21 protein-coding genes and 1 riboswitch are annotated in these 20,327 nt (G+C 48.0%); of the genes, 17 read left to right on the forward strand and 4 right to left on the reverse strand.

What is annotated here, in order from left to right; genetic code table 11:
* Positions 1-88 precede the first annotated feature (88 nt).
* Entirely contained in the window at positions 89-748 is a 660-nt protein-coding gene (locus ACFVAD_RS21280) for a DUF4397 domain-containing protein (protein ID WP_386644943.1), read from the forward strand.
* 356 nt (positions 749-1,104) lie between these two features.
* On the opposite strand, the gene putP is transcribed toward ACFVAD_RS21280, so the two are convergent.
* Positions 1,105-2,613, reverse strand: coding sequence for a sodium/proline symporter PutP (putP, locus tag ACFVAD_RS21285; protein WP_386644946.1), 1,509 nt, complete (start codon positions 2,611-2,613; stop codon positions 1,105-1,107).
* Between the two features lie 433 nt (positions 2,614-3,046).
* Between putP and gatC the strand changes: the two genes are divergently transcribed.
* Genes gatC through gatB form a run of 3 tightly spaced genes read left to right on the forward strand, consistent with a single transcriptional unit; the run spans position 3,047 to position 6,252 of the window.
* Complete coding sequence (gatC, locus tag ACFVAD_RS21290; RefSeq protein WP_386644949.1) at positions 3,047-3,337, forward strand: Asp-tRNA(Asn)/Glu-tRNA(Gln) amidotransferase subunit GatC; 291 nt, start codon at positions 3,047-3,049, stop codon at positions 3,335-3,337.
* 15 nt (positions 3,338-3,352) lie between these two features.
* Positions 3,353-4,810: an Asp-tRNA(Asn)/Glu-tRNA(Gln) amidotransferase subunit GatA gene (gatA, locus tag ACFVAD_RS21295; protein WP_386644952.1), complete on the forward strand. Its 1,458-nt coding sequence runs from the start codon at positions 3,353-3,355 to the stop codon at positions 4,808-4,810.
* Positions 4,811-4,821: 11 nt separating this feature from the next.
* Positions 4,822-6,252 (forward strand): Asp-tRNA(Asn)/Glu-tRNA(Gln) amidotransferase subunit GatB, encoded by a 1,431-nt coding sequence (gene gatB, locus ACFVAD_RS21300; RefSeq protein WP_386644955.1) that lies wholly within the window; start codon positions 4,822-4,824, stop codon positions 6,250-6,252.
* Positions 6,253-6,823: 571 nt separating this feature from the next.
* On the opposite strand, the gene ACFVAD_RS21305 is transcribed toward gatB, so the two are convergent.
* A complete protein-coding gene (locus tag ACFVAD_RS21305; protein ID WP_386644958.1) occupies positions 6,824-6,955 on the reverse strand; it encodes a hypothetical protein in 132 nt (43 codons plus the stop codon).
* A 69-nt stretch (positions 6,956-7,024) separates the two neighbouring features.
* On the reverse strand, positions 7,025-7,906 hold the full coding sequence (locus tag ACFVAD_RS21310) for a M15 family metallopeptidase (protein ID WP_386644961.1): 882 nt from the start codon (positions 7,904-7,906) through the stop codon (positions 7,025-7,027).
* 285 nt (positions 7,907-8,191) lie between these two features.
* Between ACFVAD_RS21310 and ACFVAD_RS21315 the strand changes: the two genes are divergently transcribed.
* The 13 genes from ACFVAD_RS21315 (at position 8,192) to ACFVAD_RS21375 (ending at position 19,801) form a co-directional block, all read left to right on the forward strand.
* On the forward strand, positions 8,192-8,731 hold the full coding sequence (locus ACFVAD_RS21315) for an NfeD family membrane protein (protein WP_386645099.1): 540 nt from the start codon (positions 8,192-8,194) through the stop codon (positions 8,729-8,731).
* A 12-nt stretch (positions 8,732-8,743) separates the two neighbouring features.
* Positions 8,744-10,297: a flotillin lipid rafts scaffold protein FloT gene (locus ACFVAD_RS21320; protein WP_386644964.1), complete on the forward strand. Its 1,554-nt coding sequence runs from the start codon at positions 8,744-8,746 to the stop codon at positions 10,295-10,297.
* Between the two features lie 298 nt (positions 10,298-10,595).
* Positions 10,596-11,516: a diacylglycerol kinase gene (locus ACFVAD_RS21325; protein ID WP_386644967.1), complete on the forward strand. Its 921-nt coding sequence runs from the start codon at positions 10,596-10,598 to the stop codon at positions 11,514-11,516.
* Positions 11,517-11,714: 198 nt separating this feature from the next.
* Positions 11,715-11,819, forward strand: a riboswitch (SAM riboswitch).
* A 168-nt stretch (positions 11,820-11,987) separates the two neighbouring features.
* Positions 11,988-12,110 (forward strand): YezD family protein, encoded by a 123-nt coding sequence (locus ACFVAD_RS21330; protein ID WP_386644970.1) that lies wholly within the window; start codon positions 11,988-11,990, stop codon positions 12,108-12,110.
* Between the two features lie 94 nt (positions 12,111-12,204).
* The gene (locus ACFVAD_RS21335; RefSeq protein WP_386645102.1) at positions 12,205-12,918 is read left to right on the forward strand and encodes a phosphoadenylyl-sulfate reductase; all 714 of its coding nucleotides are present in this window, start codon (positions 12,205-12,207) and stop codon (positions 12,916-12,918) included.
* Between the two features lie 30 nt (positions 12,919-12,948).
* Entirely contained in the window at positions 12,949-14,010 is a 1,062-nt protein-coding gene (locus ACFVAD_RS21340) for a sulfate permease (protein WP_386644973.1), read from the forward strand.
* A gap of 25 nt (positions 14,011-14,035) precedes the next feature.
* Positions 14,036-15,181 (forward strand): sulfate adenylyltransferase, encoded by a 1,146-nt coding sequence (gene sat, locus ACFVAD_RS21345; RefSeq protein WP_386644976.1) that lies wholly within the window; start codon positions 14,036-14,038, stop codon positions 15,179-15,181.
* A gap of 14 nt (positions 15,182-15,195) precedes the next feature.
* Positions 15,196-15,795, forward strand: coding sequence for an adenylyl-sulfate kinase (cysC, locus tag ACFVAD_RS21350; RefSeq protein ID WP_386644979.1), 600 nt, complete (start codon positions 15,196-15,198; stop codon positions 15,793-15,795).
* Positions 15,796-15,807: 12 nt separating this feature from the next.
* Entirely contained in the window at positions 15,808-17,439 is a 1,632-nt protein-coding gene (locus ACFVAD_RS21355) for a nitrite/sulfite reductase (RefSeq protein WP_386644982.1), read from the forward strand.
* Entirely contained in the window at positions 17,423-17,641 is a 219-nt protein-coding gene (locus ACFVAD_RS21360) for a DUF3906 family protein (protein ID WP_386644985.1), read from the forward strand. The genes ACFVAD_RS21355 and ACFVAD_RS21360 overlap by 17 nt, the downstream gene beginning before the upstream one ends.
* Before the next feature lie 3 nt (positions 17,642-17,644).
* Positions 17,645-18,421 carry a uroporphyrinogen-III C-methyltransferase gene (gene cobA / locus ACFVAD_RS21365; RefSeq protein ID WP_386644988.1) on the forward strand — a complete coding sequence of 259 codons (777 nt, stop codon included), beginning with the start codon at positions 17,645-17,647 and terminating at the stop codon, positions 18,419-18,421.
* Between the two features lie 17 nt (positions 18,422-18,438).
* Positions 18,439-19,194, forward strand: a complete 756-nt coding sequence (locus tag ACFVAD_RS21370) for a sirohydrochlorin chelatase (protein WP_386644991.1) — start codon at positions 18,439-18,441, stop codon at positions 19,192-19,194.
* Entirely contained in the window at positions 19,175-19,801 is a 627-nt protein-coding gene (locus ACFVAD_RS21375) for a precorrin-2 dehydrogenase/sirohydrochlorin ferrochelatase family protein (RefSeq protein WP_386644994.1), read from the forward strand. The genes ACFVAD_RS21370 and ACFVAD_RS21375 overlap by 20 nt, the downstream gene beginning before the upstream one ends.
* A gap of 26 nt (positions 19,802-19,827) precedes the next feature.
* On the opposite strand, the gene ACFVAD_RS21380 is transcribed toward ACFVAD_RS21375, so the two are convergent.
* Complete coding sequence (locus ACFVAD_RS21380) at positions 19,828-20,301, reverse strand: hypothetical protein (RefSeq protein WP_386644997.1); 474 nt, start codon at positions 20,299-20,301, stop codon at positions 19,828-19,830.
* Positions 20,302-20,327: the final 26 nt, after the last annotated feature.

The raw sequence follows: 20,327 nt of genomic DNA on the forward strand, positions 1-20,327 counted from the left end.
GCTATTTTTTACATATTATCCTTTGTTCTCTACATACTAAGCATTGTGCAAAGTTCGTTTGCATCCGTCAAATTGAAGGAGGACTATAATGAAAAGATTAATGTTTATGCTCACGGCTTTCTTGCTCATGTTTGTGGTAGTCAATGATGTCTCAGCAGCAGAGAACAGAGTAACAGATGCAAAAGTAAGAATCGTCCACGCTTCCCCAGATGCCCCTGCTGTTGATGTGTATGTCGATGGAACGGCTGTTGTGCAAGATGCAGAATTCAAGGACGCAACGGATTACCTCCCACTTAAAGCAGGCGAGTACAAAGTGGAGATCTACCCAGCAGGGAAAAAGGACAAGGCTGTGTTATCGCAACAGGTGGGGGTGGAAGCAGGCAAAGCCTACACGGTTGCTGCTGCGAACAAGCTTGCCAACCTTGAACTGGTGATTGCGGAAGATTCCACAGAACCTGTAGAAGGGAAAGCAAAGGTCCGTGTGGGCCACCTTTCACCTGACGCTCCTACAGTGGATGTTGGGCTAAAAGGAGGAGATGCTCTTTTCACAGGCGCTTCCTTTAAAGGAATCACTGATTACAAGGAAGTTGATCCTGGAACCTACGATTTGGAAATCAGGACGCCTGATGGAAAGAAAGTACTCGATCTTACCGGAACAAAGCTTGAAGCAGATACCGTATACAGTGTATTCGCAGTGAACACGGTAAATAAATTGGAAGTAATCCTTTTGATTGACTCGGAAAAATGACAAACAGGGTCTTACTATATTCAGTAAGACCCTGTTTTATTGAAATAGCTTAATTTAAACAAACGTTTGATTAAGCGCAGGTGAAAAGTGAGGAGTATCAAGGGGTTCAGCGCTTGGTTGCCAAATTAACATTTTGAAAAGTTATATTGGAAACAGCGTTATTTTCAGCTGAAAAAAGTAAAGTCGCCCGTAAATACTTTCCCGGGAAAGTATTTTTTAAACAAACGTTTGATTAATTTTTTTGCAATCTGAACTGCCCCAAGGGATTGAAAAATTTTCAACAAATTAACTTTTAAAAAAGGATTTTCGAAATAACAAAAAGGAGAGCCTGCATAAGGCTCCCCTCGAGTAAATCATTAATCTACTTTATTATGTTCCTCAACCATTGTTTCTTCCATTTCCGTAAATGTCTCACGGACCTTCTTGCGAGGGAAGTTCGTCAAGTAACTTACGATGATAACTGCAAGTGTGCTCAGGAAGAACCCTGGAATCATTTCATACAAGTATTTGGTTGTGGCAATACCATTGATTTTAAATGGACCATAGATCCAGATCAGAACAGTCAATGCCCCGACGATCATACCTGCCAGTGCACCCCAACGGTTCATACGTTTCCAGTAAAGACTTAATAGCACAACTGGTCCGAATGCGGCACCAAATCCTGCCCAAGCCTGTCCTACAAGATCAAGGATTGTATCGTTTGGCGTGTAGGAAAGGAGGATGGAAACAATAGCGACCACAAGTACGGAAATACGACCGATCAGTACCAGTTCCTTATCTGTGGCTTCTCGGCGGAAGAATGTTTTATAGAAGTCTTCCGTTAATGCACTGGATGTTACAAGCAATTGAGAAGAGATCGTGCTCATGATAGCTGCTAAGATAGCTGCCAGTAAGAACCCTGTGATTAATGGATGGAACAGTACCTGTGAGAATGCAATGAAAATGGTTTCGGGATCGTCCAAATCCATTCCAGTCCGGTTTACGTATGCATAACCGACAAGACCGGTAGCCATCGCACCGATTATGGAAACGATCATCCAGCTCATTCCGATACGGCGAGCTGCTTTGAAGTCACGGATTGATTTGATTGCCATAAATCGTACAATGATATGCGGCTGACCGAAGTAGCCAAGCCCCCATGCAAGCAGGGAGATGATCCCGAGGACGGTCGTTCCTGTAAAAAAGTCCAAATGAGTAGGGTCTATTGCACGAACTTCATCTATCGTTGTACCAACTCCACCCAAGCTTGTAAAAGCAACGATCGGCACAAGGACCAGGGCAAGCAGCATGATGACTCCTTGTGCAAAGTCTGTTAAGCTTACCGCTAAAAATCCGCCGAATAGGGTATATGCTACAACTACTCCAGCTGTCACAAATAGACCCATTCGATAGTCCAATCCAAAGGCACTTTCAAAAAGTGTTCCGCCGGAAACCATCCCAGCAGACGTGTAAAGTGTAAAGAATATGATAATAACGATTGCAGATACAAAACGAAGGATTCGAGTACCATCGTAGAAGCGATTCTCGAAGTAATCGGGTATTGTGATAGAATCATTCGCTACTTCCGTATAGGTTCGAAGACGAGGTGCTACGAGTATATAGTTCAAGTATGCCCCGATGGTTAGACCGATGGCCAGCCAAATACTCGAAATCCCTGTTGCATACATCGCTCCAGGCAATCCCATCAGCATCCAGCCACTCATGTCGGATGCCCCTGCAGATAATGCAGTAACACCAGGACCTAGCTGGCGGCCCCCAAGCATATATTCGGATATGTTATCCGTAGATTTTTTATAGGCATAGTATCCAATCGCCAACATCCCGATGAAATACAAGCCTAAAGATATGAATGTTTCAAATTCCAACAAAATCAACTCCTGTGTTTTCTCTCTTTTTTCAGCAATTTCGGCGCCCCAAATTGCTCTGATACCGGTTACGAGTATCTAAGCTAACAAAGTATTTCCCTTATTTCAAGCGAATGAAACTATTTTCAATAGGTAGAAAAGAGTTGTATCCCTTGAGGCTTGGGGGATAAGAGAGCATTAGAAACAAATTGAAGTAAAACTATTTAGAATTTTCAATCACGTAATATTCCTGTAATTTGACTGACATTTTTAGAACTATTTCTTGTAGTTATTTTCCCCAAAAAAGGATGAAATACATATAAGGCATTTACATTTAATTGTCTTTGTGAAGAAACGTACAAGGAACGGGGGCTCTCTATTGCTTGAGCGGGGTAAAGTTTAGTATGATAAAAGGATATTGTGCAAGTTTCGATATTTTGCGGAGGTGGATAGGATGTCCCGTATTTCTGAGGATCAAGTAAAACACGTGGCACATTTGGCTCGTCTTGCGATCAGCGAAGAGGAAGCGGTAATGTTCACAAGTCAATTGGATGCAATCATTTCATTCGCGGAGCAGCTGAATGAATTGGATACAGATCATGTTGCACCGACCACTCATGTACTTCCTATGAAGAATGTCATGAGAGAGGATGTAGCAAAAGAAGGCCTACCGGTTGATGAGGTATTGAAAAACGCGCCGGATCATAAGAATGGCCAGATTCGCGTACCGACAATTCTGGAATAGTAAGGAGGGAAAACCATGTCATTGTTTGATAAGAAGCTATCGGAATTACATAGCCTTTTACATAAAAAAGAAATCTCAGTTTCGGATCTAGTTGATACATCCTACAAACGTATAGGTGAAGTGGATGGAAAAGTCCAGGCATTTTTAACGCTTGACGAAGAACATGCCCGCAAACAGGCAAAGTTGCTCGACGAAGCGCTTGGCACAGAGAAGGAGCATGGCCTATTATTCGGTCTTCCTGTCGGTGTGAAGGATAACATCGTGACAAAAGGAATCCGTACAACATGTGCGAGCAAGATCCTTGGCGACTTCAACCCGATCTATGACGCAACTGTTGTAGAAAAACTGAAGAAGGCAGAAACCATTACAATCGGTAAAATTAACATGGATGAGTTTGCAATGGGTTCCTCCAATGAAAACTCTGCGTTTGCAGCGACCCGCAATCCATGGGATCTCGATCGTGTACCAGGTGGATCAAGCGGTGGTTCCGCAGCTGCAGTAGCGGCAGGAGAGGTTTTCTTCTCCCTTGGCTCTGATACAGGTGGATCGATCCGCCAGCCGGCAGCATTCTGTGGGGTAGTAGGATTAAAGCCTACATATGGCCGTGTGTCTCGTTACGGATTGGTTGCTTTTGCATCCTCCCTGGATCAAATCGGACCAATCACACGTACCGTTGAAGACAACGCCTACCTTCTGCAAGCGATCTCCGGGATGGACGAGATGGATTCCACTTCTGCGAACGCGGATGTTCCAGACTTCTTATCCAGCATGACTGGTGATGTGAAGGGTCTGAAAATCGGTGTGCCAAAGGAATACCTTGGTGAAGGTGTAAGTGAAGAAGTGCGTAAATCCGTACTGGATGCTCTGAAGGTATTGGAAGGGCTTGGTGCAACATGGGAAGAGGTGTCACTGCCTCACTCCAAATATGCATTGGCTACCTACTATCTATTGTCTTCATCAGAAGCGTCCGCCAACCTGGCTCGCTTTGACGGTGTCCGCTACGGATATCGTACAGACAATGCGAAAAACCTTTTAGAGATGTACAAGCAGACGCGCAGCGAGGGCTTCGGTCCGGAAGTGAAACGACGCATCATGCTTGGTACATATGCGCTGAGTGCCGGTCACTATGATGCATACTATATCAAAGCGCAGAAGGTTCGTACCTTGATCAAACAGGACTTTGAAAAGGTCTTTGAAAAATATGACGTAATCGTTGGACCGACAACGCCGACTCCAGCATTTAAAGTTGGCGAAAAGACGAAGGATCCGTTAACGATGTATGCGAACGATATCCTGACCATCCCGGTTAACCTTGCGGGCGTACCAGGAATCTCTGTCCCAGCAGGATTCGTGGATGGATTGCCAGTTGGCTTGCAGATTATCGCGAAGCATTTCGATGAAAGTACCATTTACCGTGTTGCACATGCGTTCGAGCAGGCAACCGACCATCATAAACAAAAACCACAACTGTAAGGGGTGAGACGATGAACTTTGAAACTATTATTGGACTTGAGGTACACGTAGAGCTAAAGACAAAATCCAAAATATTCTCGGCAAGCCCGAACGAATTCGGCGCAGAACCGAACTCCAACACAAGTGTCGTGGAACTGGGGTACCCTGGAGTGCTCCCTGTTTTAAACAGGCAGGCAGTGGAATACGCGATGAAGGCCGCAATGGCATTGAACTGTCAGGTTGCAACAGATACGAAATTCGACCGTAAAAACTACTTCTATCCGGACAACCCGAAGGCTTACCAGATTTCCCAATATGACAAGCCGATTGGTGAAAATGGCTGGATCGAAATCGAGGTGGGCGGCGAAAAGAAACGCATCGGAATCACTCGTCTTCACCTTGAGGAAGATGCAGGAAAATTGATGCATACAGGCGACGGCTATTCTCTTGTGGACTATAACCGTCAAGGAACACCTCTTATCGAGATCGTTTCCGAGCCGGACATCCGTACGCCGGAAGAGGCTTACGCTTATCTTGAAAAATTGAAAAGCATCATCCAGTACACAGGAGTATCCGATTGTAAAATGGAAGAAGGGTCCCTCCGCTGTGACGCGAACATCTCGCTTCGTCCGGTTGGGCAAGAGAAGTTCGGGACCAAAGCGGAGCTGAAAAACCTGAACTCCTTCAACTTTGTCCAAAAGGGCTTGGAGCATGAAGTGGTTCGTCAGGAGAAGGTACTTCTGTCAGGTGGAGTGATCGAGCAGGAAACCCGCCGCTATGATGAAACGACAAAAGAAACGATCCTGATGCGTGTAAAAGAAGGATCGGATGACTACCGTTACTTCCCGGAGCCGGACCTTGTGGCGCTTCACATCGATGACGAGTGGAAAGCTCGCGTCCGTGCCGAAATCCCGACACTTCCGGATGAGCGCAAACGCCGTTACGTGGAAGAGCTTGGCTTGCCTGCGTACGACGCACAAGTTCTCACCCTGACGAAGGAAATGTCCGATTTCTTTGAACAGACAGTGGGCGAAGGTGCAGATGCGAAGCTTGCCTCCAACTGGCTGATGGGAGAGGTTTCCGCATACTTGAATGCGGAGGGGAAAGAGTTGGATGACGTTGCGTTGACTCCAGCCGGACTTGCCGGCATGATCAAGCTGCTGGAAAAAGGCACGATCTCTTCCAAAATTGCGAAGAAGGTATTCAAGGAGCTTATCGAAAACGGCGGCGACGCAGAGACGATCGTCAAAGACCAAGGTCTTGTTCAGATCTCTGACGAAGGCACTCTTCGTAAAATCGTCGGCGAAACGCTTGATGCCAACCCTCAATCCATCGAGGACTTCAAAAGTGGGAAGGAACGCGCTATCGGCTTCCTTGTAGGGCAGATCATGAAAGCGACAAAAGGACAGGCAAACCCTCCGATGGTCAACAAGCTGTTGCTTGAGGAGATTAAGTTGAGATAATTTTAGTGGGACTCCGGCTTTTGGGCTGGGGTTCTTTTTTGTTGTTTCAGTGGGATGGCGGTGGAGCGGGGTTGCGATGGTGCGGGTCTGGGAAGCAGATTGTGGGATTTGTCGGATTTTGGCGTTCGGGCGAGAAGTAGGTGTAATCGGGCGAAAAGCCCACAACATCGGGCGCAAACTTTGTTTTTCGGGCGCAAATGCGAGAAAGCGGGCGTAAAATCCAATAATCGGGCGTAAACGTATAGAATGGTGGTTTCGCGGATGGAAATGGAGCGCGGTGTAGGGATTTTCATTCCCGGAATTAGAAACGTGCGAGGAAAAGAACCAATTTGTTAGTTTCAGTGGTGCGAACGGCTGGTATTTTGTTTAAATGGGGAGAATGGGGCGTTGTCGGATTCGATGATGAGCTTTTCCACCAAACAAACGAAGCGAAAAGCTCATCATAAAGCCGATGATGAGCTTTTCCACCAAACAAACGAAGCGAAAAGCTCATCATAAAGCCGATGACGAGCTTTTTCACTAAACAAGCGAAGCGAAAAGCTCATCATAAAGCCGATGACGAGCTTTTTCACTAAACGAGCGAAGCAAAAAGCTCATCATAAAGCCGATGACGAGCTTTTTCACTAAACGAGCGAAGCAAAAAGCTCATCATAAAGCCGATGACGGGTTTTTCCACCAAACGAAGAAGCAAAAAGCTCATCATCCCTCAACCGCAACCCACATAAAAAGGGCAAGGCACCGCATTCCCGCAGCACCTTGCCCTCACAAAATCTTAAAACTCCCGAACATCACCCATATATTCTTCCAACGTAATCCCTCTATTAAAAATATCAGTTGCGATATCCACCCCGACATAGCGGTAATGCCACGGTTCAAATGCATAGCCGGTAATATTCGTCTTCCCTTTCGGATAGCGCAGGATGAAACCATAGTGATGGGCGTTGGCCGCGAGCCATTTGCCCTCGGCGGTGTTTTCGAAGCTCTCGACAAGCTCCAATCCTACGCTTTTGGCGGTGATGTCCATCGTGAGTCCGGTCTGGTGCTCACTTGTTCCGGGACGGGCCACATATAGAACGGCCTGTTCGTAGCCATAGGTTGCAATTTCATTTTTGAAAATGGATTCCTGGGTTTCGAAGGATCGGAATCCGGAGCGGGCGTAGAGCTCGATGCCTTCAGAAGCAGCGCCGGCAAACATCATCTCCAATGCTTCGGCAGCCTCCATGCGCAGCTTGGAGCGGTCGCTGTTTTCGTTGCCAAAGGAAAATGGCACATTCGGACGGATCAAATCAGGTGGGCGGTACCCATCCGGCAAGGCCCAGAATTTATTGACCATCACATTGATCGCTGTCGGGTTCGCGACAACAGGGATTGCTTCTTCTTCAGGGGGAGCATCCGATGGTTCGCCGGTCACGGGTTCGCTAGGCTCTTCATCAGTTGGCTCTGCTGGGGTTTCTTCTTCGGGTTCTTCCTCCACAACCGCTACCTCCTTGTTGAAAAATCCTTCCCATTTCTCTTTGGTAGGGGAAAGCTCAGGCGATTTTGAAGAGTGTCTACTGCTTATCATTACAGGTTCTTCACCGGATAAGGTTTCAAGGGGACTGCATGCTGCAAGGAGTGCGATGCAGGATGATCCAATCAGTAACTTTTTTATCATTTGCAATGGTTTTCCTCTCTGTATTGGTTTATTATGGAAGAGATGTAGTTAATTTTTCGTATATTCATAATAGTCTCTATTCTATTTTACACCTTCCACAAGCTTTTAAACAGTTGGTAAATAATCTTTGCCGATTTTTGAAACCTGGGAGGGATTTCTTCCGTATATACTACTGGAAGTACAAATGGGGGAGGCGATCAGTGGAAGTGAAGTTGGGAGTAGCCTGATTAGATTTGGAGAAAAGGTGGGACAAGGAACCTGTCCCCAGGAAAGGACCGATTGCCTATGGCGTTGTTTGGAATGGAAATGATGCAGGTTTATTTTTGGGGCCTCATTGTTTTTGGAAGCTTGACACTTATTTATATTCTGCTGTCTGATATTGTGGATGGAATTTTTGATGTCATACCTGTGGATCCGGCACTTATTTTATCATTTTTGACGGTGTTCAGTGCATCAGGCTATTTGCTGGATAAGTTTTCACCACTGACAGATTGGTTTGTGTTGGGCGCATCCACCGTTATCTCGAGCATATTAGTCACTTTGCTGCATGTATTCGTTTTTGTGCCGATCCGTTCTGCCGAGGCTTCACTCGGATATTCGGATGATGACATGAAAGGGAAGCTTGCCAAGGTCATCATTTCCATACCGAAGGACGGCTTTGGGGAAGTGGTACTGAGCATCGGCGGCAGCACCGTCTCCAAATCGGCGCAGAGCTTTGAGAATGAAGCAATCCCATACGAAACGGAAGTACTGATCATCGATGTCCAAAAAGGGGTAGTTTTTGTGACCCCGTACGAAAAAGTATTAGAATCTTATAATCAATAGGGGGAAAAGCACATGGTATTTGGAGAAATCGCCATCATTATCGCAGTCGTCGCCATCCTGATTTTTGCACTGGTAGTCGTGTTTGTTGCACGCTACAAGACGGCAGGACCGGATGAAGCATTGATTATCACTGGTAGTTATCTAGGCGGAAAAAATGTACACGTGGATGAATCAGGAAACAAGATTAAGATTGTACGAGGCGGCGGAGCGTTCATCGTGCCGGTGTTCCAGCAATCCGATCCACTAAGCTTGCTATCTATTAAACTGGACGTAAAAACTCCGGAAGTATACACAGAGCAAGGTGTACCTGTAATGGCGGACGGTACGGCAATCATCAAGATCGGCAACTCGATCGGCGATATTGCAACAGCTGCCGAGCAATTTTTAGGGAAAGCTAAAGAAGACATGGAAAATGAGGCGCGTGAAGTACTTGAAGGTCACCTGCGTTCTATTTTAGGATCTATGACTGTAGAAGAAATTTATAAAAATCGCGAGAAATTCTCACAGGAAGTACAAAGGGTTGCATCACAGGATCTGGCGAAAATGGGATTGATCATCGTCTCCTTCACAATCCGTGATATTCGTGATAGCAACGGTTACTTAGAATCCCTTGGTAAACCACGTATTGCGCAAGTAAAGCGTGACGCAGACATTGCAACAGCAGAAGCGGACAAAGAAACGCGAATCAAGCGTGCGGAAGCATCCAAAGACGCGCAACGTGCAGAGCTTGAGCGTGCGACTGAAATCGCGGAAGCGGAAAAGCATAACCAAATGAAAATGGCTGAATATCGCAGAGAGCAAGATATTGCTAAAGCTCGTGCCGACCAGGCGTACCACCTTGAGGAAGCGCGCGCGAAGCAGGAAGTAACCGAGCAGCAAATGCAGGTTCAGATCATCGAGCGTCAAAAGCAGATTGAGCTTGAGGAAAAAGAGATCCTGCGTCGTGAGCGCCAGTATGATTCCGAAGTGAAGAAAAAAGCCGATGCGGATCGTTACTCTGTAGAGCAGGCAGCAGCAGCGGATAAGGCCAAACAAATGGCAGAAGCTGATGCAACGAAATATCGCATCGAAGCAATGGCAAAAGCGGAAGCGGAAAAGATCCGTATCGACGGTGTGGCAAAAGCCGACGCACAAAGAGCGCAAGGGGAATCCGAAGCGGAAGTTATCCGCCTGAAGGGTCTTGCAGAAGCTGAAGCGAAGGAAAAGATCGCAGAAGCATTCGAACAGTTCGGCCAAGCGGCTATCTTGGATATGATCATCAAAATGCTTCCTGAATACGCGAAGCAAGTGGCAGCTCCACTTGGTAACATCGATAAGATCACGGTTGTTGACACTGGCAGCAGCGGTGAAAACGGCGGTGCCAACAAAATCACAGGCTACGCAACGAACCTGATGTCCACGCTTCAGGAATCCCTGAAAGCATCATCCGGCATCGACGTAAAAGAGCTGATCGAAAACTTCTCAGGCAAAGGCAACATCCGCCACAGCATCGACAGCCTGACAAACGAAATCAGCACAACAAAAAGCACCGACAAAAAAGAAACAAACGTAGAAGAGCAAAAATAAGCAAGCAGGTTGAAAAAAATTTAAAAAAGAGGGCCAGACCCCGGCAGGAATTTGCTACAGAATGTAGTACTGCTTGGGGTCTGGCCCTTTTTGTTACAAAGTTTACGGTTCTCGAAATTTTCGTTTTAATTGCATCTGATGCTGGGAATAGGCTAATATGTTATCTGGGGTCATTTTGAGGTTGACCCAGGTTCGTTTGGAAATTATAGTTAAATTAGAGTGACTTCAAAAAGTGCCAGTAGACATCGAGAGAATTTAATATAGAAGCGTTTAAATATAAATATAGGATGATGGGAAAATGAAACGAGCGAGAGTAATATATAATCCAACATCTGGGCGTGAAGCGTTTAAAAAACACTTGCCAGAGGTTTTAGTGAGGTTGGAACAGGCTGGATATGAAGCCTCCTGTCATGCTACCACCGGTCATGGAGATGCGACGGTGGCTGCAAGGCTTGCGGTTGAACGCAGATATGACCTGGTTGTCGCTGCAGGTGGTGACGGAACAATCAACGAAGTGGTCAACGGACTTGCGGAACAGGATTATCGTCCACAGCTAGGGATCATCCCGGTTGGAACGACCAACGATTTTGCGCGCGCCCTTGACCTGCCGAGAGATGACATCATCGCATGTGTCGATGTCATTGCAAACGGAGTCCCGATGCCGGTCGATATCGGGAAAGCCAATGACCAATACTTCATGAACATCGCAGGTGGCGGAAAAATGACCGAGCTTTCCTATGAGGTTCCTAGCAAGCTGAAAACGATCATCGGACAGCTGGCCTACTACCTGAAGGGGATGGAAATGCTGCCTTCGATCAGACCGACCAATGTACAGATCGAATATGATGGAAAAATCTTTGAAGGCGAAATCATGCTATTCCTCGTATCACTGTCCAACTCTGTCGGAGGATTCGAGAAGCTTGCACCGGACTCCTGCATGAACGACGGGATGTTTGATTTGATCATTTTGAAGAAAGCAAACATCGCCGACTTTATCCGTGTCGCGACGCTTGCTCTTCGCGGTGAGCACGTGAAGGATCCTCATGTGATCTACACAAAAGCCAACCGTGTAAAGGTCCATACCGATGAGAAAATGCAGTTGAACCTGGACGGAGAGTACGGCGGTCTGCTGCCAGGAGAATTCGTCAACCTGTATCGCCATCTGAATGTACTGGTGACGGAAAAACGTAAAGAGATTGAAATGAATAAGTGTATATAAGAAAAAGCTGCAGGTGTTTTTACATCTGCAGCTTTTTTGCATAGAGGGGAATCGACAAGTCTAGGACCATCCTCCCAAAAAATAAAAAATTCAAAAAAATAGGCAAAAACATTGTTGACAATTCATATGTGTATGGTAGGATTAATTTTAATATCAAGCAGTAACAAACGTAGCTAACATCGTTCAAACAATAATAGACGCTTATCTAGAGCGGCTGAGGGACTGGCCCGTTGAAGCCCGGCAACCTGCTGTAAGCAAGGTGCCAATTCCAGCAAAATGGATACCCATTTTGGAAGATAAGGTGCTGCATATTTAATTTATGCGCCTTTTCCAAATGGGAGAGGCGTTTTTTATTTTCTAAGACCCAAGTTTGCTTACTGTCCAGCTCTGGCGCTTTCCCCCCTTAGAGGCGTCGGAGCATTTGAATAGAGGAGGCGAGCCAATCTGAAATCGGCGGAATGGGAAGATGTCATGGTTCATTTGGAAAGAATGCTGCAATCTGTGAAATTCGGATCTATCACCTTGGTGGTACAGGATGGAAAAGTCATTCAGATCGAAAAAAATGAGAAGGTTCGCCTTCAGAAAAATCAATAGGCGCTGACTAGAAAACTAGAGGCGGTCCTTCTGCATGTACACACATGCAGAAGGGCTGCCTTTTTTCGTGGACAAGAAAGGAGCAGCAAAACAGATGACGGAGAAAATAACGTACAAGAATTGGAAAGAAGTTTCCCATTTTCCGATGGAGACCAAAACAAAAGGTGCAAAGGAATTGCTCGAATGGGCCTACCACACCTACAGGGATAACGAAATTGTCTATGCCTCAAGCTTTGGGGCGGAGGCGATGGTCCTGATTGATCTGATTTACGAGGTGAAGCCCGATGCACACATTGTGTTCCTGGACACTGAGCTACATTTTCCGGAAACCTATGAGGTGATCAGGAAGATAGAAGCGCGGTTCCCAAACCTTCAAATCGAAAAAAGAAAGCCAGCGCTCACATTGGAGGAACAGGCCGCCATTCACGGAACCGCCCTTTGGAAAAGAGATCCGGGACGATGCTGTCAGATAAGGAAAGTGGAACCGCTAAGGGAAGCTTTAACCCCGAAAGAGGCTTGGATATCCGGTCTTAGAAGGGAGCAGTCACCGACTCGTGCACAAACAAACTTTCTGAATCGGGATGATAAGTTCCAGAACATCAAAATCTGTCCCCTCATCCATTGGTCGTGGGAGGACGTCTGGATGCACATCCGCAAGCAAGATCTGCCCTATAACGAGTTGCATGACCATGGCTATCCGAGCATCGGCTGCTTTCCCTGTACGCAGGCGGTCGGCGACGGAGGGGACTCCAGGGCAGGGCGCTGGGTCGGCAGCGGCAAAACGGAATGCGGCCTTCATACAAATTAGGGATGGTCTGAGGTTAAAGGAGGAAGAAGCATGCTAGTTACCATAGCCGTCATCGTTGGTCTTTTTTTCGCCATGAATATTGGAGCGAGCGGTGCGGCAGCATCCATGGGAATCGCCTATGGGTCAGGCGTTGTGAAGAGAAATGCAGCTTTGGTTTTATGTGGGATCGCCGTGTTCTTTGGAGCGTGGCTCGGTGGCGGAGAGGTGGTCAAAACGATGGGAAGCGGGATTGTGCCGCAAAGTACTTTTACCGTTGCGGTGGCACTGATTGTCATTACGTCCGCGGCACTATCCCTATTTTTAGCGAATCTATTCGGCATCCCCCTATCCACGAGCGAAGTGACAGTCGGGTCGGTAGTCGGTGCAGGAATCGTCTATCAATCTGTATTTGCCGGAAAGCTTGCTTGGATTGTACTGTTTTGGCTTCTTACACCGGTAGTCGCCTTCTTCATCGCGATTGCGGCTGCCTGGTTGCTGGAGCATAGATTCATAGACAAATGGGTGAAGTCAAAAAAGTCGGTCCCGGTCTTATCGGTCCTTGTTATCGTGATGGGCGTATTCGAAGCCTTCTCGGCAGGCATGAACAATGTCGCAAATGCCGTTGGTCCGCTGGTCGGTGCAGGCATCATGGACACAGACCAAGGAATTTTTTGGGGAGGATTGTTCGTAGCGGCGGGAGCACTGCTTCTTGGGCAGCGGGTGCTGGAGACGAATGGCAAGAAAATCACGAAGATCAAGCTGGAGGAAGGCTGTGTGATCTCCGGGACAGGAGCGGGAATAGTGACGGCGGCGTCCCTTTTTGGCATACCTGTACCACTCACCCAGATCACGACTTCATCCATTATCGGCATCGGGTTTGTGAAACAGGGAAGAGCGGTGCTGAAAAAGGATATTGTCGTGCAGCTGCTGGTCGTCTGGGTTGTCTCCCCGGTTCTATCGATGGTGCTTTCCTACACATTGATTCAGCTGCTGATCGAACAGAATATGTATCCGGTCATTGCGATGCTTGGCGTGCTCGTTTCCGTGTTCGGGGTGAGATTTTTGATGCTCCGTACAACGGCGCAGGCAATACCGGTATCGAGTAAAGATTAATTTTAAAAAAGAGAGGTTGAATAAAATGTCCTTGCCAACACCACATGGCGGCACACTCGTGCAGGCCTATCATCCAAATTATGATACGAGTCTTATAGAAAGAGAGATTCAAATAGATGCCATCGCCCTGAGCGATCTCGAACTGATCGGGGTCGGCCTCTTCAGTCCGTTGACAGGCTTTCTCGGAAAAGGGGATTACGAATCGGTCGTGGAAAATCTGCGCCTCGAAAATGGCACCGTCTGGTCGGTTCCCGTTACCCTGCCAGTGACAAAAGAAGTAGCAGCAAGCTTCACAAAAGGCGAGACCTATAAGCTTACACACGAAAACGAAACCTACGGCGTGATCACGGTGTCCGAATGGTATGAACCCGACCTATCCAAGGAGGCGAGGGAAGTATACAAAACTGAAGAGCTTGCACATCCCGGCGTCAAGCGGCTATTTGAACGTGGCGACATTTATGTGGCGGGAGAGGTGACACTGATCAAAAAGCCTGACAAGGGTGTTGCGGCAGATGTCTGGCTTGAGCCGAAAGAGACGCGGGCACTGTTTGAGGCGAAGGGCTGGAAAACGGTCGTCGGCTTCCAGACGAGAAATCCAGTGCACCGCGCTCATGAGTATATCCAGAAGGCGGCGCTTGAAACGGTCGACGGACTTTTCCTCAATCCGCTTGTAGGTGAAACAAAATCAGATGACATTCCGGCAGATGTCAGGCTCAGAAGCTATCGCGTCCTCTTGGAAAACTATTATCCGAAAGACCGTGTTCAATTGGCGGTCTACCCTGCAGCAATGCGCTATGCGGGACCGAGGGAAGCGATTTTTCATGCCATCGCCAGAAAAAATTTCGGCTGCACGCATTTTATCGTCGGCCGCGACCACGCAGGTGTTGGCGACTATTACGGAACCTATGATGCACAGCATATTTTCAGCCATTTTACCGAAGAGGAACTCGGCATCAAGCCATTGTTCTTTGAACACAGCTTCTACTGCAATAAGTGCGAAGGGATGGCATCGGATAAAACCTGCCCGCATGGTAAAGACGACAGGGTTATTTTATCAGGGACGAAGGTTAGGGAGATGCTGCGTTCAGGCGAGCTTCCGCCTTCCACCTTCAGCAGAAAGGAAGTAATCGAGGTATTGATCGAAGGACTCAATAAAGCAGCGGCCGTATAAGGAGGAACGTTTTTATGACAAAAGCAACGAACATCACCTGGCATGAAACTGCCATTACAAAAGAGGAGCGCAGGGTGCAGAACGGCCATGGAAGCAGTGTGCTCTGGTTTACAGGCCTGTCGGGCTCCGGAAAATCCACCATCGCCAATGCCGTATCCAAGGAGCTGTACCGCCAGGGCATCAACGAGTATGTGCTTGATGGGGATAACGTCCGGCATGGATTGAATCGGGATCTTGGCTTCTCGGAAAAGGACCGAAATGAAAATATCCGGCGTATCGGGGAGGTGGCGAAGCTCTTCGTCGACAGCGGGAAGATTGTCACGACCGCCTTCATTTCGCCGTTTAGGGCAGACAGGGAGCAGGTCCGTCAGCTGTTTGAAGAGGCGGAATTCATCGAAGTCTTTGTCGACTGTCCGCTTGAGGAATGTGAAAAAAGAGATCCGAAGCAGCTGTACGCAAAGGCGCGCCGCGGGGAAATCAAGGATTTTACAGGAATCGATTCCCCTTATGAGGCACCGGTAAAGGCGGAGATCACCATCCATTCCGAACGTTCTAGTGTGGAAGAGTCGGTAACGACCATTCTTGACTACCTGCGATTACAGAAAATTATCTAGGAGGGGAACAGATTGGCATATGTAAAGCATTGGAAAGATAACGAGAAGTTGAACAAGACGGAGAAGGCGAAGCTCGAGAAGGATGGGCTGCGGATTTTGGAGGACATCCCCTACTACGCACAAAATGGTTTTGCGTCCATCCCGGAGGATCAGTGGGATCTATTCAAATGGGCGGGACTCTATTTGCAGCGACCGAAGGAGGATGGCTACTTCATGATGCGTGTGAATGTGCCATCGGGGATCCTTTCAAAGGCGCAGGTCGAGACGCTAGCGGGGATTGCCAGGGATTACGGTCGGGGTGTGTTTGATATCACGACAAGGCAGGCGATTCAGTTCCATTGGCTGGAGATAGGGCAGATTCCCGATATTTTCAAGCGCCTGGAAGCGGTAGGACTTTCGAGTGCCGGGGCGTGCGGCGATATAACGCGGACCATTGTCGGAAATCCGATCACAGGCCTTGATCCGGATGAGCTGTTTGACACGAGCGCCATTGTAAAAGAGGTCTATGACTTCTTTCAGAAAAATGAGGATTTTTCGAACCTGCCACGAAAATACAAAATGTCGATCAGCGCCAACAAGAAGAACGCATCGAACGCGGAAATCAACTGTGTCTCTTTTACGCCGGCAACAAAGGTGATCGATGGGGTGGAGAAGAATGGCTTCCATCTGAAAGTGGGTGGGGGGTTATCCTCAAGACCTTTCCTGGCAGAAACGATCGATGTGTTCGTGGAACCGGAGCGGACGCTTGAAGTGGCAATTGCGGTTACGACGATTTTCCGCGATTTCGGCTACCGGGAGAAGCGCCATCTCGCCCGCTTGAAATTCCTTGTCGCGGATTGGGGACCGGAAAAGTTCAAGGAAAAGCTCCTGGAATACACAGGTCCGCTTCCTTCCAAGGGCGAGGAGCCAAAGGAAGAATGGAATGCCGGCTATTTCTACGGTGTCCAGGATCAGAAGCAGGAAGGCTTGAAGTTCCTCGGTTTCAATGTACCTGTAGGGCGCCTCGATGCAGAAGAGGTGTTTGAGCTCGCGAGAATCTCCGGAAAATATGGAAACGGGGAGATCCGTACCTGTAACTCCCAGAATCTGATCATCCCGAATATCCCATCTGAAAACGTAGAGGCACTGCTGAAGGAGCCGATTTTCGAGCGCATCTCGATCAATCCGAATTCCTTCATCGGCCATGCGGTGTCATGCACAGGAATCGAATATTGCAATCTTGCATTGGTGGAAACGAAGGAACGGATGCGCCTCATCGCCGAGGAACTGGATGCACGGATCAGCCTTGATGTGCCGATCCGCATGCATATGGTCGGCTGCCCGAATTCCTGCGGACAGCGCCAGATTGCCGATATCGGCCTCCAGGGGATGAAGGTGCGCAATGAAAAGAAGGAAATGGTCGAAGCCTATGAAATCTATGTAGGAGGCACATTGAATAAAGGCGGGAAGTTCAATGAAAAGCTGAAGGGGAAGGTTGAGGCTGATGATTTGACGGATGTCCTCGAGGAGCTGCTTCTCTACTTCCTGGCCGAGAAGGATAAGGGTGAGTCATTCTTCGACTTCGTGGGACGGGTCGGAGTTCCTGCTCTTCAGCATGTACTCGATACTATTTTAGGAAAAGAAATCGATGGCATATCTGTATAGATTTGATGTAGCCCTCGAGGCAAAGGAAATCGTATCCGTTATTTTTGCAGAGAATGATGAAGCAGCATTTCAGCATCTGGATGTGGAACTGGAGAAGTTTTATCTGAAAGGACCAAGAGTAAAGGAAATTATTTTACGAGAGAAAAAACGCCTGGGAAAAAAGAGCGGCTATATTTTAGATCCAGAGGAGAAAGGGTGGTAGCGCATGACAGGAAAGGTGTATTTAGTTGGTGCAGGACCTGGGGACCCCGAATTGATAACGGTGAAGGGATTGCGCTGCCTCGAGAAGGCCGACGTCATCCTGTACGACCGTCTCGTGAATCCTGAACTATTAAACTATGCAAGAAAGGAAGCCCAGCTTGTCTACTGTGGAAAGCTCCCGCATTACCACACTATGAAGCAGGAGACGATCAATCACTTTCTCATCAAATATGCAAAAAAAGGACTGCAGGTCGTGCGATTGAAAGGTGGAGACCCTTTCGTGTTCGGCCGCGGCGGCGAGGAAGCGGAGGAGTGCGCAAAGAATGATGTGCCTTTCGAGGTAGTGCCAGGAATCACGGCTGGTATCGGGGCTGCAGCTTATGCAGGGATTCCGGTCACTCACCGGACGTTAAGCAAAAGCTTTGCCTTTGTGACGGGACATCAGGCAGGGGATAAGGAGGCGGAGCACCAATGGGCCAATCTTGCGCATGCGGTGGATACGATCTGCGTCTATATGGGCGTCTCCCAGCTGCCGAACATCCTCCGTCACCTGCTGGAGAATGGGAAATCCCCCAGAACTCCGATTGCACTTGTTCACTGGGGTACGTTGAATGAGCAGCGGACAGTTGTCGGCACACTCGCAAACATAGAACGCAAGGTGAAGGAAGCCAGCATCAGCAACCCAAGCATGATTGTCATTGGGGAAGTGGTGAAGCTTCACGAAAGATTGCACTGGTTTGAGGAGGAGATTGTCCCTCACTTGCCGGTTGTTCATGGATAAAAGGAGGTTTACCGCCTGTGTCGAAAGCGATTCTGTACATTGGACATGGAACCCGTTCCAAACAGGGAGCGGAAGAAGCGAAAGGATTTTTGCAGAAGGTAATCGAGAAAGTGCCTGTTCGCATTCAGGAGATCAGTTTTCTGGAGCTGGCCGCCCCTTTTATTGCGGAAGGATTTGAGCGCTGTGTGATAAGGGGTGCGACGGAAATCACTGTCGTCCCGATCTTTCTTTTAACCGCAGGACATATAAAAGAGGATATCCCAGAAGCGTTGGCGCCTTTGCGTGAAAGGTATCCCAGAGTGAGCGTCGAGATGGCTGAAGCCTTTGGGGTGCAGGAGAGGATCGTCAGGGGAATCTGTGAGCTGGTTAGGGCGAATGCCGGGGAAGTGACGGCTTTCGACTCCCTTCTGCTGGTGGGGAGGGGAAGCAGCGATCCTGCCATCCATGAAGCCTTTGCTTTGATAAAAGAAGGCATAGGTGAGAGGTTTGGAAACTCCCGGGTGGAGGTATGCTATTTGGCGGCAACCACGCCTTTATTTGCAGAGGGAATCGAGGAGATCAGCAAAGTTGCAGAAGGGAGAGTGATTGTTGTTCCGTACCTGCTATTTGCCGGACTATTGTTGAGTGAAGTGTCCCGTGAGGTGAAGAAAAGACGGGGTGACGGACAGGACATCGTTCTGATCGAGCCGCTGAGCCGTCATCAGGCTATCTTGGATATCGTCGTGGAACGAACGTTAGGAAAGGAGGCGGAATATGCAGCCGCTAGTCATTGATTTGAGAGGAAAGAGGGTAGTGATTGCCGGTGGCGGCAGAATAGCTGCGCGCAAGGCGAAGGTGCTGGATGCGGAGCAGGCGGATATCACCTTTATTGCGCCAGAATTTTCGGAGGAGGTGCAGGAGCTTTCTGTAATAAAAGGATATAAGCTGGTGGAACGGGGAGCGTTGGCTTCGGATTTTACAGAAGCATTTCTTGTCATTCTGGCCACGAACAACCGGGACGTGAACGCGGAGTTGGTTCGTACGCTGCCGCCTTCGCAGCTTGTGTGTGTTGTGGATGAATCCGGAGAAGGAAATGTTACCTTCCCTGCAACGGTGAGGCGCGGCAATCTGCAAGTGGCGGTCACCTCCAATGGTGCCAGTCCCAAGCTGACCCGCAAGCTGAAAAGGGAACTGGAGGAGCAATTTGATCTTTCATGGATTTCCTATACGGAGTTTCTGGCTGAGTATCGGACGATTGTGAAGCGGCTACCTTTGTCCATTGAGGAAAAGGGAGAAAGACTGTGGGAGATATTGGAGGATAAGTATCGATTGGATGAAGAAGCACGTGAGGAAAAGCTAGCAGAATTGGAGCTGCTGTCTGCGAGAGTGATAGGTGGGTAGGGGGCGGGAGGGTTATCCCGGCCCGCTTACTCCAGCTCGATGACATAGGTATAGGAAATTTCTCCGTTATCCCATTTTGCCAATACTTCATAAATGTACCTGCCCTTTTCTGTTGGGGTGTGGAATTTTTCATCCTGGAGTTCAATTTCTTTTTCGCGGTCCTGCTCATTCCAGAGGTAGACCGTAATTGTAGGATCGCCGACAAGCTTAAATGACATTTCCGTGTCAGGCGGAGCAGAAATCGCTTCAACGTTTTCTGCTATCTGATTGGGAGAAGCCGCATCAGTCTGGATAACCTCTGAGGATAATCCCTTTTTCAATTCCCAAAAGTAGTTCCCTTTTTCTAATTTTTTCTCTTCACCGTCAATCATCACGTACCCCTGTTCATCAGGAGGGTATATTTTCTTCCCTGCAGCATCCGTTGCTCCTGTTTTGCCACAGCCTGCTAATGCGAGTAGTAGCAAAAGAAAGAACGCAAGCAAAATAAATTTGGATTTCATAGTTAATCCCCCTTTAAAACACTAGA

It is taken from the genome of Sutcliffiella sp. NPDC057660 (assembly GCF_042800035.1).
GTDB lineage: Bacteria > Bacillota > Bacilli > Bacillales > Bacillaceae_I > Sutcliffiella_A.

What these genes read in the sequence shown, in the direction of transcription:
- gatA (WP_386644952.1), top strand. Translation starts at nt 3,353, where the DNA reads ATGTCATTGTTTGATAAGAAGCTATCGGAATTACATAGCCTTTTACAT.
- sat (WP_386644976.1), top strand. Translation starts at nt 14,036, where the DNA reads ATGTCCTTGCCAACACCACATGGCGGCACACTCGTGCAGGCCTATCAT.
- ACFVAD_RS21360 (WP_386644985.1), top strand. Translation starts at nt 17,423, where the DNA reads ATGGCATATCTGTATAGATTTGATGTAGCCCTCGAGGCAAAGGAAATC.
- cysC (WP_386644979.1), top strand. Translation starts at nt 15,196, where the DNA reads ATGACAAAAGCAACGAACATCACCTGGCATGAAACTGCCATTACAAAA.
- ACFVAD_RS21280 (WP_386644943.1), top strand. Translation starts at nt 89, where the DNA reads ATGAAAAGATTAATGTTTATGCTCACGGCTTTCTTGCTCATGTTTGTG.
- gatC (WP_386644949.1), top strand. Translation starts at nt 3,047, where the DNA reads ATGTCCCGTATTTCTGAGGATCAAGTAAAACACGTGGCACATTTGGCT.
- ACFVAD_RS21320 (WP_386644964.1), top strand. Translation starts at nt 8,744, where the DNA reads ATGGTATTTGGAGAAATCGCCATCATTATCGCAGTCGTCGCCATCCTG.
- ACFVAD_RS21315 (WP_386645099.1), top strand. Translation starts at nt 8,192, where the DNA reads ATGGCGTTGTTTGGAATGGAAATGATGCAGGTTTATTTTTGGGGCCTC.
- ACFVAD_RS21375 (WP_386644994.1), top strand. Translation starts at nt 19,175, where the DNA reads ATGCAGCCGCTAGTCATTGATTTGAGAGGAAAGAGGGTAGTGATTGCC.
- ACFVAD_RS21330 (WP_386644970.1), top strand. Translation starts at nt 11,988, where the DNA reads ATGGTTCATTTGGAAAGAATGCTGCAATCTGTGAAATTCGGATCTATC.
- ACFVAD_RS21380 (WP_386644997.1), bottom strand. Translation starts at nt 20,301, where the DNA reads ATGAAATCCAAATTTATTTTGCTTGCGTTCTTTCTTTTGCTACTACTC.
- gatB (WP_386644955.1), top strand. Translation starts at nt 4,822, where the DNA reads ATGAACTTTGAAACTATTATTGGACTTGAGGTACACGTAGAGCTAAAG.
- cobA (WP_386644988.1), top strand. Translation starts at nt 17,645, where the DNA reads ATGACAGGAAAGGTGTATTTAGTTGGTGCAGGACCTGGGGACCCCGAA.
- ACFVAD_RS21340 (WP_386644973.1), top strand. Translation starts at nt 12,949, where the DNA reads ATGCTAGTTACCATAGCCGTCATCGTTGGTCTTTTTTTCGCCATGAAT.
- ACFVAD_RS21325 (WP_386644967.1), top strand. Translation starts at nt 10,596, where the DNA reads ATGAAACGAGCGAGAGTAATATATAATCCAACATCTGGGCGTGAAGCG.
- ACFVAD_RS21310 (WP_386644961.1), bottom strand. Translation starts at nt 7,906, where the DNA reads ATGATAAAAAAGTTACTGATTGGATCATCCTGCATCGCACTCCTTGCA.
- ACFVAD_RS21335 (WP_386645102.1), top strand. Translation starts at nt 12,205, where the DNA reads ATGACGGAGAAAATAACGTACAAGAATTGGAAAGAAGTTTCCCATTTT.
- ACFVAD_RS21305 (WP_386644958.1), bottom strand. Translation starts at nt 6,955, where the DNA reads ATGATGAGCTTTTTGCTTCTTCGTTTGGTGGAAAAACCCGTCATCGGC.